The sequence below is a fragment of the Kribbella sp. NPDC051587 genome (genome assembly GCF_044453945.1).
Classification (GTDB): Bacteria; Actinomycetota; Actinomycetes; order Propionibacteriales; family Kribbellaceae; genus Kribbella.
In genome coordinates this window covers 156,982-169,909 of record NZ_JBITDE010000004.1, presented here as the reverse complement: position 1 = coordinate 169,909, position 12,928 = coordinate 156,982, and the positions used below count along the sequence as shown (strand labels likewise).

Sequence of the window (12,928 nt, the reverse complement as noted above, 5' to 3'; positions counted from 1 at the left end):
GCGCTCCGCCGGATCGACCGAACATCTGAACTTCTGGCGAACGCATGAGGCGTGCTGGGGTGCCGGTGCACCCAAAACTCATGCGTTCGGGGGAGGGGCGAACCGCTCCAGCACCAGGCGGGTCAGTTGGACCCTGGAGTTCACCCCGAGCTTGCCGAAGACCGAGCGCAGATGGGTACCGACCGTGCTGGCCGAGACGACCAGCTGCTCGGCCGCTGACCGGTTGGTGTGGCCCTCTGCGACCAGGAGCGCGACGCGACGCTCCATCGGGGTGAGGGCCTCCCAACCAGCCTCAGCACGAGCCGGTACGGCGGACCACCGGCGCCGGCGTACTCCGGCCGACTGGAGCGCCGCCTGGATCTTGGCCGCCGGTCCGGTCGCCCCGAGTGCGGTGAGGGCGTCCAGGGCCTGCTCCAGCGCGGCGACTCCGGTTGCGCGGTCACCGCTCTCCAGCTCTGCGCGGCCGTAGCGGTCCGCGGCCAGAGCCGCCAACAGCGGCCGGTCCGCGCCGCGCAGCTGTTCGGCTGCCGCGGCCAGCCGCTTGAGGTCGGTACCGGCGGCCACCAGCTCACGCGCACCGAGTGCCGCCACGGACGGACTCGCTTCGACCTGCGCTGCCAGCAGATCCTCGGCATCTGCTTGCACGAGGATGCTGACCCGCTCTGGAAAACCATGCGGTACGTCGCGCAGCCGTGGCAACGCCTTCGTGTCGCCGTCGGTGATTGCGAGCAGAGCGTTGATGATCGGATCGGCGCCGGCGAACTCCCGCGCCTTGGTGGAGTGGCCCCGCAGTAGAGCGATCAGGGCGAGCACCTGCTGCGTGACCGGCACCAGTGCGGTTTCGTGGAGATCCTTCATCCACCGCTGGCCGTTTCTCGCCTCCTCCTCGGCTGCGTCGAGGTTGCCGGCCGCGTACTCGAGCCGGGCGTGCAGAACACTGAGATGGGCAGCCGACTGCCAGTCACCGGCGGTCATCAGTTCGCGGCTGCGCCTCAGCGCCTGGGGTAGCTCGTCGGCCTCGGCGCGACAGTGGAGCTCGCCGACCTCCAGCAGGGTGTCCGGGAGGCTGCCCAGGTCCGGCGTCACTTCGCGCGCCTCGACGTAGTAGCCGCGAGCTGTGGCGTAACGGCCCTCGTTCCGAGCCGCCTCGGCAGCTGCGGCCAGGACGATCGCCCGGGCCACCGGGTCGCTCAGACGGGGGAGCAGGTCTGTCGGTGCGACCTCGTCCGGGGCGAGCAGCGTGCGGTAGGCCGTGAGGCGTTCGGTCAGGTGTGTAGCAGCGCCCGGCGCGAAGAGGTCTTGCCGCTCCAGACGGCTGGTCACCCACTGGCGTGGCGCCAGGTGCAGGCGGATCGATGCGCGCAGGTCCGGCGTGACCGGTCCGTGGTAGAGCGCCGTACCGCCCAGCAGGTCATCGGCGAACGCCTTGGCCCGGTCGTACTGGTAGGCAGACAGCAGGATGGCGACGACGTCGACTCCGACCTCGGCGCGCAGTGGATCGTCGATAGGTGTCAGGTCGAACGCCTGCTGGATGACCTCTGCTGCTGTGGTCGACATGGTTGCCAGCAGCTCGTGGGCGGCCTGGCGCAGGGTTTCTACGGCCTTGGTGTCGCCCTGCTGCGCAACGGCCAAGACATGTGGTGCAGCGGCTGCGGCGCCGCGGCCGGCCGCGACCAGTTGACTCGCGATCGCGCCGTGCAGCGCGCGCTGAGCCGAGGGTGGTACGTCGGCCAGGGTCGCTGACCTCAGGAGTTCGTGCCCGAATCGCAGTGTGGAGCCCGCGTCAGTCAGCAGCCCGGCCTGGATCGCCTCGTCCAGTGCGGTGGCCAGCTTGGCCACAGGCTCGGACATCAGCGCAGCCACGTCATCAAGGCGGAACTCACTACCAAAAACCGCAGCGGTCCGAACGAGTGTCCGGGCAAGCTCGGACAGCCCGCTGCTCCGTCGTCGCACACCCTCGACGAGTCCGGGCGCCAGCGGGCCGGTGGGGAGGCCGGCAGCCAGCAGCGGACCAACCGGCCCAACACCAACCACCCCTGATCCAGAGATGTTCAGATAGAGGCCGGCGATCAGTTGCTCGGCCAGGAACGGGTTGCCCTGGACACCGGCCAATTGGTGGGCGAGCCCTTCGCCCACTGGGCCATTCAGTCGGTCTGTGGCGATGTCCTGGATGGCGTCGGCGCTGAGCGGTCCTAGCTCGATGGTGTGCACCGGGACCTGGGTGTGGACCGCATTGACCAGTTGGTCGGCGACTCCGCCGGGAGCAGGTCGGGTGGCCACCAGCCAGAACAACTGGTGCGTGGAGAGCCGGGCGATCATCACTCGGAGCGCGAAGGCGCTCAGCGGGTCCGACCACTGAGCGTCGTCCAGAACGATCATGGCGTTGGTTCCGTCGAGCTGGCGGCCCACGAGGTCGGCCAGTCGCTCAGCCAGCCACAGCGGCTGCGTGTTGAGCGTGGCGAGCTCCATGAAGTGCTCGGTGTCGATCAGCGGCTCACGTCCAGCCCTGAGCGCCGGTGCGAGCGACGACAGCGGGCTGATGTCATCCGTCTGCTGCGCCGTGGCCTGCGCGACCAGAAACCCCTGCCGCTCCGCCTGCTCAACCGCCGCAGCCACCAGCGCCGACTTCCCCAGCCCCGGCTCACCCGCGATCACCGCCAACGACGCCGTACCGCCCTCAGCCGCCCGCAGCGCCTCAAGCAGTCGCCCGAGCTCCTCCGAACGCCCCCGCAACGGCACCATGCAGCGTTTCTACCACTCAGCCGCAACGCCTGACTGCTAGGAGGGCGTAGGTGCGGGTGGCGTGGAGGACTTCGGTGAGGGAGACGTGCTCGTCGGTGGCGTGGGCGTAGCGGACGTCGCCGGGGCCGTATTGGAGGGTGGGGATGCCTGCGGCGGCGTACTGGCGGAGGTCCGAGCCGTAAGGGGCGCCCTTGACGGGTGGGGTCGGTACGCCGGTGTCGGACGCCGCCTGGAGGGTGTCGGGGAGCAGGGGGTCGTGGTCGGGTAGGAGGCCGGAGGCGAACTCACCGCCGGGCCAGGTGACGGCTGCGGGGTGGTCGCGGAGCCAGTCGTCCTTGGCGCAGGCCTCGGCAATCGCTGCCTCGAAGGCGGCTCGGGCGGTGTCGACCGACTCGCCCAGCCGAACGCCGTACCGGCCCTCTGCAATGAGGAGGTCAGGGACGGTGCTCGCCCAGTCGCCCGCCTGGATGGTGCCGACGGACAGTGGGTTGGCCAGGTCGAGGTGCGCGAGCAGTGGGTGCGGGTCGCGGTTGCGCTTGGTCTCCAGTGCCTGCAGGGCGTTCTGGAGCACGGTGAACTTCTCGATCGCGCTCACCCCGCGGCTGCGCGTCGAGCCGTGCGTGGCGAGCCCGGGAACCTCGAGGCGGAAGGTGAGCGAGCCGGCGTTAGCGGGGATCACCGCACCCGCAGTCGGCTCAGCAATCAGGCAGGCCTCGCCGGTGTGACCACGCTGCAGCGTTGCGAACGCTCCCGCACCACCGTCCTCCTCACCGAACACGGTGTGCACGGCCAACGGCCTCCGAAGCTCCACACCGGCAGCAACGATCGCCGCCACCGCACCCAGGATCGCCGCAACCCCACCCTTCATGTCGCACGTCCCACGACCCCACATCACCCCGTCGACAACCCGAGCCGAGAACGGGTCGCGGTCCGGCCACTGCGCAAGGTCACCAGGCGGTACGACGTCCACGTGCCCGTTGAGGATCAGCCCCGGCGTACCGTCCCCGCCCAGCACCCCCACACAACCCCAAGCACGCTCCCGCTCCACCTCCCACCCCGGAAACCCCGGATGCGCAGTCAGCGCAGCCAGATCAACCTCCCAGTGGTCAACCGCCAGCCCCAGTACGCCGAGCCGCTCCGCACACCAAGCCTGTACGTCGACCTCAGCCGCAGTCCCGTCCACACTCGGGATCCGCACCAGCTCCCGCAGTACCGCGACCACCTGCTCATCGTCTACGGCCGCTAGTACCTTCCGCTCAACCTCACTCAGCATCCGCCCATCATGCCTGCAGTAACTCGAGCACTCGGCGCGCGCCGACGGCTACCAGTTGCTCCATGACGGGTGATCGACTGTGGGCGAATTCGGCGACGCTGGCGTAGGCCGAGGCCGCGCAAACGACGGCTGTGGCGTGGCCGCCGGCTTGGAGGGCAGCTTCGACGAAGAGCCCGTCGATTCCGGGTGGGGCGCCGTCGCGGGCGGCTGAGGCGGCGAGGGAGATGAGGTCGTAGACGCGTGAGCCGGAACCGGCGGCCTCGAAGTCGATGACGCCGGTCAGCAGGCCGTCTTCGACGAGTAGGTTGCCGAGGTTGAGGTCGCCGTGCACGAGGTCGTTGGTGGGCAGCGGGTGATCGCGGTGGGGGCGGCAGAGGGCGGCGTACTGGTTGATGAGGTCGGTCACCTCGCCGCCGTAGCCGCGGACGCGTTCCCAGAGGTCGTCCTCCCAGCTCTCGAAGACGACACCGTGGGCGTACCCGGACCAGTTCACGATGTCCTCGGGCACTAGGTCGCGTTGCAGCTCACACGCCGCGATCAGTTGCCGGGCGAGCGACTCGTTCACCAGCGCTCCGCCGCGGACCGGCGTACCGGGCACGAGGGCTTGCAGTTGGTACGGCGAGCCGGCGGTTGTGGTGCCGACTGCTAGCCACTCGGGGGTGGGGTAGCCGACTGCGCGAGCTCGGCGGACCAGGTCGGCTGCTCGGTGGACGCGGGGGGCCCAGTCGGGGTTGTCGGTCCATTTGAGGACGGCGCCGTCGGTGAGTTCGAAGGCGCCGGACTGGAGACCACCGGTCAGCCGCCGGACGAGCCGATAATCGGTGCCTAGGGCAACGTTCAGTTCGGCGACGACCGACTCGGTGGTGTCCATGGTTACGGCGTCAGACGGTGCAGGTCGCGCGGGAACAGCGTGACCTCGCGGACGTTCTCGGCGCCGGTCAGGCGCGCCACGAAGCGCTCGAGGCCGATGGCGAAACCGCCGTGGGGTGGCATGCCGTGTTTGAACGCCTGCAGATACGACGTGTACGCCGGTGCGTCCGCCGACTCGCCGCGTGCGGCCAGGGCGGCCACGTAGTCGCTGTAGCGGTGTAGGCGCTGACCACCGGTGACCAGCTCGACGCCCCGGAACAGCAGGTCGAACGAGTTGGACCAGCGGGGGTCAGACGGCTGTGAGTGTGTGTAGAACGGCCGCTTCACCATCGGATAGCCCTCGACCGCGACGAACGCGCTGCCGTGCTCACGCAGGGCCCACTCGCCAATGGCGCGCTCGTCGGCCGGTGCGAGGTCTGGCTCGTCCGGGTTCGCGCCGGCGAGCTTGAGCGCCTCGGTGAAGTGCAGGACCGGTACGTCGACCGGAATCTCCGGTAGTTCGACGCCGAGCCGGTCCAACGCGGACGACGCCCGTTCGCCCACTGTGGACAGCATGGTGGCCAGGACAGAACGCAGTACGGCGAGAACGTCGCGGTGGTCCTGGATGAACCCGAACTCCGCGTCGAGCGAGACGTACTCGGCCAGGTGCCGCACAGTGTCGTGGGGCTCGGCCCGGAAGACCGGACCGACCTCGTAGACCCGCTCGAACACGCCAACCATCGTCTGCTTGTAGAACTGCGGCGACTGCGCCAGGTACGCCGGTCCGCCGAAGTAGTCCAGCGCAAACACGTTAGCGCCGGACTCTGTCGCCGTACCGACGATCTTCGGCGTCTGGATCTCCGTGAAGCCCTGACCGTCCAGGGCCGCCCGGAAACCGTGCAGCGCCGCTGCAGCGATCTCCCAGCCCGCACGCACCGCAGGGTGCCGCAGCGCGACCGGTGCGTTGTCCAGTACGACGGGCAGTCCGGCGCGGACGTTTGGTCGCCAGAGCTCGATCGGCGGTGTCGCGGCCGGTTCGGTGAGCGGTTCGATCACCGGGTCGACCAGCTCCGCACCACCGGGTGCTTGTGCGTTCGCGGCGACCGTGCCGGTCACCTGAACCACAGTCTCCTCGCCGAGTTCGTCCAACTGGGCTTGGGTTTCCGGCGCCTTCACGACGATCTGGCTGAGGCCGGACCGGTCGCGCAGGATCAGGAAACTGACGGCCGCCAGCCGTCGTCTTCGGTGCACCCAGCCGGCCACCGTCACGGTCTGGCCTACTGCTGAGGGGATCTCTTGGTTGAGAATTCGCATCGCTGTTTCACCTCCAGGTCTGTACTCGAACCCCGGAGGTGTGGGCGAAGGGGAATCTCGCGGTGCCACCACACCTTCACCAGGACCGAACGCCCTGGCCTCTTGCCGTGCATCCGCTCAGGAGTGTCTTCACGACCGCTCCACGTGCCGCCTTCACAGCTACCGGCGACTCTCTCGGACGTGGTGTACGGCGCTACTCGGTTCCCTCAGCGCGAACAGAACAACGATAACCCAAGTGGGCAACAGGATTTCAGCGGCTGCCCGAAGCTGGGGGGATCTGGACGGAATCGGTGTCTTGGCGGCCGCCGACGTGGGCGTACACGGTGACGGTGTTGGCGCTGCCCTTGCCTGGCCAGGCGGTCCACTCGGAGTTGAACGGCTTGCGGTAGCTGTCCGTCCAGCAGGTCGCCCGCCGTACGTCGGTGGACCGGGAGCACGTCCAGCCGTGGTCCAGCGCGTTCAGGAAGGACAGGTTCCTGCCCCAGGAGATGTCCAGGGTGACGCGGCGATTCGTGACGCCGTTGACCTGGAGGAACCGGTTGTAGACGAACGGGTTCGGGTCGTCGTGCGGTGACGGAGTGAGGATCTGCAGTAGTGACTCGTCGTTCCGTACGCCGGGGAGCGTCTCGGAGTCGGTGTCGCTGACCAGACCGGCCGTGGCGCTCACTGTGAACGTCCTGGCGCTGGCCGAACCGCCCTCAGGCACTGGGAAGACGGCAGGGAGGGGGACCGGCTTCAGCGGAGTGAGCGATGTACAGGTCTTGGTTGTGGGGGAGCACTTCCAGCCGAGTGGGTTCTTCATGAACGGCCACTGCAGGCTGGAGCCCAGGCTGATCTTGAGCGTCACCGCGGTCCGGTCCAGGCCCGGAGCAACTGTCAGCACCCGGTGGTGGACGTCGTTGTCGGCCGGGCCCTTCAAGATCTTGAGCAGGTTCTCGTCGGTGCGCGCCGGGGCTTCCAGGGTGCGCGAGTCGTCGTCGTAGAAGCGGCCTGTCTTGGCGGACACGGTGAAGGTGCGGTCCGGGTTCGTGCCACCGGTCGGGTTCGTGAACGACACGGTCATCGGCTCCGGTTTGGCCGAGTTGGTCGCCGTACAGGTCCCGGCTGCCTTGTCGCAGGTCCAGCCGCGCGGGTTGCCGGTGAGCGGCCAGGCGAGGGACTTGCCGTACTTGAGACCGATCACCACCGGCTCCTGGTTGCCCGTCGGAGTCTTGATGGTGATCACGAAGCTCATGCCTGCTGCTGCCGCGGCTGGTGCGCTACCGCCACCGGAGATCCGCGTGGCCGGCGGGATGCTGATCGTCAGCAGCCCCTCGTCCAGCACGGGTGTTGTCGGAGTAGGCGGCGTGGGCGTCGGCGTGATCGGCGTGGGGGTCGTTGGCTCAGTGGTCGGAGCTGTCGTCGGGGCGGTCGTGGGAGCCGTGGTGGGCGCAGTCGTCGGCTTCACAGGCGGCGGCTGCGTCGGGGGCTTGACCGGTGGCACGGTCGGCGGATTCGCCGGCGGCTTGGTGGGCTGCGGCACGGACGGCTTGTCGATCGCGGCTGGGGGAGTCTCGTTGCCGGTCAGCGCCATAGCGGCGATCACTGCGGCCACTGCGACGACCACGACCGCACCGGCTCCGACAGCGGTCCGCGTGCTGTTCTCCGTTGCCTTGCGCCACAAGGTGACGAAGACACCGGCCAGCCCGATCTTGGTGCCGGAGGCTGCGGCCAGGTAGCCGAGACCCGCCGTACCGAGCAGGGCCGGGGCGAGCAGGGCTGGCAGTGCGCTGTTGACCTCGACCAGCTCGAGGTAGACAGCCGTGCACTTGGCGCAGTCGTCCAGGTGCTCGCGGACGTTGCGGTTCTCGCGCTTGGTCAGACCGCCGCGGACGTAGGCACCCAGACGCTCAGTAGTCCAGCGGCAACGGTCACCGGCCACGTCAGCCAGGTGCTGCTGCAGGTAGGCCTGCCGTAGACCCTCACGGGCCCGGTAGGCGAGTGCGGAGACACCGTTAGCGGTCAGCCCGAGCAGGGGCGCGATAGCGGCCGGCTTCTCGCCCTCGACCTCGGTGTGCCAGAGCACTGCCTGCCAGCGCTCCGGGAGGCTTGCGAACGCCTTGGCCGCCGCACCGCTCTCGAAGCCGGTCACGGTCGGGTCGTCGAAGGTCTCCGGCTCCCGCTCGTACGCCGCGATGTCGTCGGTCGTCTGGACCTTCTTGCCCGACCGGATCCGGTCGACGTGCACACGCCGTACCGTCGTGAGCAGGTAGGCACGGAAGGAGATGTCGGGGCCACCGCCGCCGCGCAGCGCGTCCAGCACCTTGGCGAAGGCGTCACTGGCCAGGTCGTCGGCGTCTCCGGCCGGAACCAGCTGGCGTGCCATCCGCTCAGCTGCGTGGTGGTGCCGGCCGAACAGCTCGCCGTACGCCTCCAGGTCGCCGTTGCGAACGCGCGCGATCAGCTCCGCGTCGCTCGGCCCTTCCGGCGTCTCCATGTTTCCCCCGTGCTCTCGTTCACTGTACTGGCCCGCGTTGTCACCGTGTGTCACATCGTTGCCGGAGACAAGGCTCCCACGAGAGACGCTCCCACGCATCTGTTTCTGACGCGGAACTGTGCCTCTTTCCTGACGAGATGACCAGCACGGAAGTTACGCGAAAAAAGTTTTGGGAATCCGCGTCATGAACTTCCCGGCCGGCTGTCTCATCCCTGGAACGACGCTTCCGGCCGTCCGGCCGGGAGACTGAAGGGACCCCTGAGGAGGGACATGTCACTGTTCGCGGACATCCGCCGACGGTTCGACCTGCGCCCGCCGAAGTCCCTGAACCTGGCGGGGTCGCCCGCCCGGAACACGCCGGAGGCGTCGTCCCCTGATCTGGGGTCATCAGGTCCGCCGCGCGGGAGGAGGGACCCGCACGGAGGGCAACTACACGGGGAAGCACCACATCACGGGGGATTGGGTACCGATCACAGCGCCTATCTCGCGATTGCCGAGGCGTTGCACGACGGTGCCGATGTCGTGCCTGCGAGTGACGAGGTCGGCCGCCGGCTGGCGGCCGACGGAGTCTCGTTGCTCGAGGCACTCGATGGGCTGAGTGCGCTGTACCGCTCGATCGCCGGGGGCGAGCCGGCTTTCGCCGCGGTACGCGCACTCAGTTCCAGCTGGGCCGAGGCCTCGCTGATCTATCTCCACACGCTGTCCTGCGAGGACCCGCTGACCGGGCTGTCCAGCCTGGCGCACCTGCGGTCCCGGCTGGGAGAGCTCTACCGAGAGGCGGAGTTCCGTGGAACTTCCGTACCGCAGACCCACGCACTGGTGGTTGTCGAGCCGCTCAATCCCCCAGGCACGCCGCCGTTCGAGCGCGAACTCCGCCTCGTCGACGTCGCGGAGTGCCTGCGCATCGTCTTCTGTGGGGGTGACGTACTGGGTCGCGTCGGCGCACGCCGCGCGGCGGCGCTCGTCGGCCGCGACCCGAACCTGCCGGAGCAGGTCGAGACGGTACGAGCCCTGATCACCCAGTGGCGGCTGGACACCGACGTACCGCAGCTGGCCCGCGTCTGGATCGAGGGTCTGCCCGGTTCCGAAGTGATGGCCGAGCGGGTGCTGGACGAATTGGCGCGCCCCTAGAACTCGCGTCCGGGCGCCGACAGGGGGACGCCCGGACGCCTCAGGCCGGTAGTGGATCGCCCATCACGGGGTGGGCGATCCACTACCGCTTGTTGCAGTCCAGTTTTGTCGGTCACCGTGTCTAGGCTGTCGGTATGTGCGGTAGGTATGCGTCCAGCCGGAACCCGTCCGATCTCGTCGAGGAGTTCGAGATCCAGGCGGGCAATGTGCGCGAGTCGGTCGAGGAGCTCGGCGAGAACTACAACGTCGCCCCGACCAACGAGGTGATCGCGGTCGTCGAGCGGAAGAACCGCGAGGTGCCCGACGAGACGGTCCGCAAGCTCACCACGGTCAAGTGGGGGCTGGTGCCGTCCTGGGCCAAGGACACCACGATCGCGTCGCGGCTGATCAACGCGCGGATGGAGACGGTCGCCGAGAAGCCGGCGTTCAAGAAGGCCTTCGCGTCCCGCCGCTGCATCCTGCCCGCCGACGGCTACTACGAGTGGTACACGGCCGAGGAGAAGAAGGACGGCAAGCCGGTCAAGCAGCCGTACTTCATCCATCCCGCCGACGGCGGCATCCTCGCGATGGCCGGCCTCTACGAGATCTGGCGCGACAAGACAGTCGCCGACGCCGAGTCCGACGAGGCCTGGCTCTGGACCTGCACCGTCCTCACCACCTCCGCCACCGACGACCTCGGCCGCATCCACGACCGGATGCCGCTGCTCGTCGAGCGCGACCGGTACGACGCCTGGCTCGACCCGTTGTCCTCCGACCCCGACGACCTCCTCAGCCTCCTGGTCCCCGCCGCCCCCGGCCGCCTCGAGGCCTACGCCGTCTCCACCGCCGTCGGCTCCGTCCGCAACAACGGCCCCCACCTCCTCGACCCCCTCCCACCCGACGGCACACCCCCAGTCGGCGGCGAAGACGGTACGACGCTCTTCTGAGCCAACCCCACCGCCGAGCCTCACAGCCGTCCTTCTCCGGCCCCGGCCGCCACTGACGGCCGGAGACAGGCATTGGTGGCAAGAGACCTCGCACCACAGGTCCCCGGCCCGGGTTGTGGTGCCCGGGAATAGCTGAGCTCCGATCAAATCCGTCGGCTGCTGCTTTGCCGATCGGCCAGGATGTACCGACGAACGGGTAGTCGTCGCTCGACCGGTCGATACGGGTGGCAGTTCACGCCTGCGCTCGTGGTGGGTAGCCCACCACTACCCGTCGGTCGGTACGCCGATAGGCGGGAGCCGGCCGATGCGGTCGCCCAGACACGGTGCCTCCTCTCGCTCTGGCTCAGCACTTTGAGCACCGTTTAACCGGGATCTGCTGCTTGGAAATGGTTGGTCCGTGCTCAAGGTGGGTTGGGGTGCGCGACCTTGAGCACCGGTCGACCATGTTTCGTCGGCCGGAATGGTTGAACCGTGCTCAAGGTGCGGGTCCGACCCGCGTCGGCGGTTGTGCTGCGTTCCTGCCTGCGGATGACAGGATGGGGCGGGTGACCGACGAACGAATTGTGGGGACCCCGCACGGGGAAGCGCGGATCGTGGCGCACCGGGCTCGGCGGCCGGTGGCGACGCTGGCGCTCGGTCATGGGGCCGGTGGAGGGATCGAGGCGCCGGACCTGGCTGCGTTGGCGGCACGGCTGCCGAAGCAGGACATCAATGTCTTTCTGATCGAGCAGCCGTGGAAGCGGGCCGGCAAGAAGTTGGCGCCGGCGCCGAAGATCCTCGACGAGGCCTGGATCGCGATCGTCGGGCAGTTGCGGATCCGCACCCCGCTGGTGATCGGTGGGCGAAGTGCGGGCGCGCGGGTGGCTTGCCGGACCGCGAGCAGTCTCGGAGCGTCCGGCGTACTGGCGTTGGCTTTTCCACTGCATGCACCGGGCAAGCCGGAGAAGTCGCGAGTCGATGAGTTGCGAGGGACCGGGCTGCCGACGTTCGTCGTACAGGGGGAGCGGGACACCTTCGGGACGCCTGAGGAGTTCCCGCCGCTGACCGAGATGGCTGTCGTCCCGGATGCGGATCACTCGTTCAAGGTGCCGAAGAAGGCCGAGCTGACGCAGGACGAGTCCTACGAGCTTCTGGTCGAAGCTGTGTTCGAATGGGTCGTCCGCGAGGTGTCCGGATAGTGGTCACCAGCTGACCCGGTACGGCGGGAATTACGCCGTACCGGGGGTTGTTGTGACGGTCATGACGGCAACGAGTCTGGCTCCGGCGCGGAACACTGGGAAGAGCCCGGTATTCTCGATCACGATGCCGACACCGACGACCACCGAGACACCCGAGCAGCGGACCGCGCGCTTCGAGCGCGAGGCGCTGCCGTTCCTCGATCAGATGTACGCCGCGGCGATGCGGATGACGCGTAACCCGTCCGACGCCGAAGACCTGGTCCAGGACACCTTCGCGAAGGCGTACAGCTCCTTCCACCAGTTCACGCCCGGGACCAACCTGAAGGCGTGGCTGTACCGGATCCTGACCAACACGTTCATCAACGGCTACCGCAAGCGGCAGCGCCAGCCCACGCAGTCACCGACCGAGGAGATCGAGGACTGGCAGCTCACCGCCGCCGAGTCCCACACCCCGGGCGGCCTGAAGTCGGCCGAGGCGGTCGCTCTCGAGCACCTGCCCGACTCCGACGTGAAGTCGGCGCTGCAGTCGATCCCCGAAGACTTCCGGCTGGCCGTGTACCTGGCCGACGTCGAGGGCTTTGCCTACAAGGAGATCGCCGACATCATGGGTACGCCGGTCGGCACCGTGATGTCACGCCTGCACCGTGGCCGGCGCCAGCTGCGTGAACTGCTGGCCGACTACGCCCGCGACCGCGGCCTGATCGCCGGTTCGGACGACGACGCGACCGCGAAGAAGGAGGAGTCGTGAGCTGCGGCGAGGACCACGACGTCGACTGCAACGAGATCCTTCAGCGGGTCTACGTCTTCATCGACAACGAGATCGAAGGCGCCAGCACCGAAGAGATCCGCCAGCACCTCGAGGAATGCGCCCCGTGCCTCGACGAGTACGACCTGGAACGGTGCATCAAGAAGCTGGTCCACCGTTCCTGCGGCTCCGACCACGCCCCCGAAGCCCTCCGCCAGAAGATCCTCCTCCGCCTCACCCAGGTCCAGGTAGAGACCACCATCATCACCACCGACTGAACCGGTCCGTAGACCG

Annotated in this window: 10 protein-coding genes; 5 read left to right on the top strand and 5 right to left on the bottom strand. The window is 68.4% G+C overall.

Annotation, left to right across the window (positions count from 1 at the left end):
- Window positions 1–78: 78 nt before the first annotated feature.
- The 5 genes from ACIA49_RS16455 to ACIA49_RS16435 all read right to left on the bottom strand — a co-directional run bounded on the left by ACIA49_RS16455 (window position 79) and on the right by ACIA49_RS16435 (window position 8,654).
- Entirely contained in the window at window positions 79–2,742 is a 2,664-nt protein-coding gene (locus tag ACIA49_RS16455) for an ATP-binding protein (RefSeq protein ID WP_396377994.1), read from the bottom strand.
- A 16-nt stretch (window positions 2,743–2,758) separates the two neighbouring features.
- Entirely contained in the window at window positions 2,759–4,015 is a 1,257-nt protein-coding gene (locus ACIA49_RS16450) for an ArgE/DapE family deacylase (RefSeq protein ID WP_396377993.1), read from the bottom strand.
- A 7-nt stretch (window positions 4,016–4,022) separates the two neighbouring features.
- Window positions 4,023–4,886, bottom strand: coding sequence for a phosphotransferase family protein (locus tag ACIA49_RS16445; RefSeq protein WP_396377992.1), 864 nt, complete (start codon window positions 4,884–4,886; stop codon window positions 4,023–4,025).
- Window positions 4,887–4,888: 2 nt separating this feature from the next.
- Complete coding sequence (gene aspS / locus ACIA49_RS16440) at window positions 4,889–6,178, bottom strand: aspartate--tRNA(Asn) ligase (RefSeq protein WP_396377991.1); 1,290 nt, start codon at window positions 6,176–6,178, stop codon at window positions 4,889–4,891.
- Window positions 6,179–6,428: 250 nt separating this feature from the next.
- The gene (locus ACIA49_RS16435; RefSeq protein ID WP_396377990.1) at window positions 6,429–8,654 is read right to left on the bottom strand and encodes a sigma-70 family RNA polymerase sigma factor; all 2,226 of its coding nucleotides are present in this window, start codon (window positions 8,652–8,654) and stop codon (window positions 6,429–6,431) included.
- A 459-nt stretch (window positions 8,655–9,113) separates the two neighbouring features.
- Here ACIA49_RS16435 and ACIA49_RS16430 point away from each other — a divergent pair, with 459 nt between their 5' ends.
- From ACIA49_RS16430 to rsrA, 5 genes are all read left to right on the top strand, one after another.
- On the top strand, window positions 9,114–9,785 hold the full coding sequence (locus ACIA49_RS16430) for a hypothetical protein (RefSeq protein ID WP_396377989.1): 672 nt from the start codon (window positions 9,114–9,116) through the stop codon (window positions 9,783–9,785).
- Between the two features lie 134 nt (window positions 9,786–9,919).
- Window positions 9,920–10,711 (top strand): SOS response-associated peptidase, encoded by a 792-nt coding sequence (locus ACIA49_RS16425; RefSeq protein ID WP_396377988.1) that lies wholly within the window; start codon window positions 9,920–9,922, stop codon window positions 10,709–10,711.
- Window positions 10,712–11,247: 536 nt separating this feature from the next.
- A complete protein-coding gene (locus ACIA49_RS16420) occupies window positions 11,248–11,889 on the top strand; it encodes an alpha/beta family hydrolase (RefSeq protein ID WP_391547282.1) in 642 nt (213 codons plus the stop codon).
- A 124-nt stretch (window positions 11,890–12,013) separates the two neighbouring features.
- Window positions 12,014–12,637 (top strand): sigma-70 family RNA polymerase sigma factor, encoded by a 624-nt coding sequence (locus ACIA49_RS16415; RefSeq protein ID WP_391547212.1) that lies wholly within the window; start codon window positions 12,014–12,016, stop codon window positions 12,635–12,637.
- Window positions 12,634–12,912 (top strand): mycothiol system anti-sigma-R factor, encoded by a 279-nt coding sequence (gene rsrA, locus ACIA49_RS16410; protein ID WP_391547211.1) that lies wholly within the window; start codon window positions 12,634–12,636, stop codon window positions 12,910–12,912. Before ACIA49_RS16415 ends, rsrA begins: the two co-directional genes overlap by 4 nt.
- Window positions 12,913–12,928 lie beyond the last annotated feature (16 nt).

Coding starts and splice junctions, on each gene's coding strand:
- ACIA49_RS16455 (WP_396377994.1), bottom strand. CDS start 2,742: ATGGTGCCGTTGCGGGGGCGTTCGGAGGAGCTCGGGCGACTGCTTGAG.
- ACIA49_RS16450 (WP_396377993.1), bottom strand. CDS start 4,015: ATGCTGAGTGAGGTTGAGCGGAAGGTACTAGCGGCCGTAGACGATGAG.
- ACIA49_RS16445 (WP_396377992.1), bottom strand. CDS start 4,886: ATGGACACCACCGAGTCGGTCGTCGCCGAACTGAACGTTGCCCTAGGC.
- aspS (WP_396377991.1), bottom strand. CDS start 6,178: ATGCGAATTCTCAACCAAGAGATCCCCTCAGCAGTAGGCCAGACCGTG.
- ACIA49_RS16435 (WP_396377990.1), bottom strand. CDS start 8,654: ATGGAGACGCCGGAAGGGCCGAGCGACGCGGAGCTGATCGCGCGCGTT.
- ACIA49_RS16425 (WP_396377988.1), top strand. CDS start 9,920: ATGTGCGGTAGGTATGCGTCCAGCCGGAACCCGTCCGATCTCGTCGAG.
- ACIA49_RS16420 (WP_391547282.1), top strand. CDS start 11,248: ATGGGGCGGGTGACCGACGAACGAATTGTGGGGACCCCGCACGGGGAA.
- ACIA49_RS16415 (WP_391547212.1), top strand. CDS start 12,014: ATGCCGACACCGACGACCACCGAGACACCCGAGCAGCGGACCGCGCGC.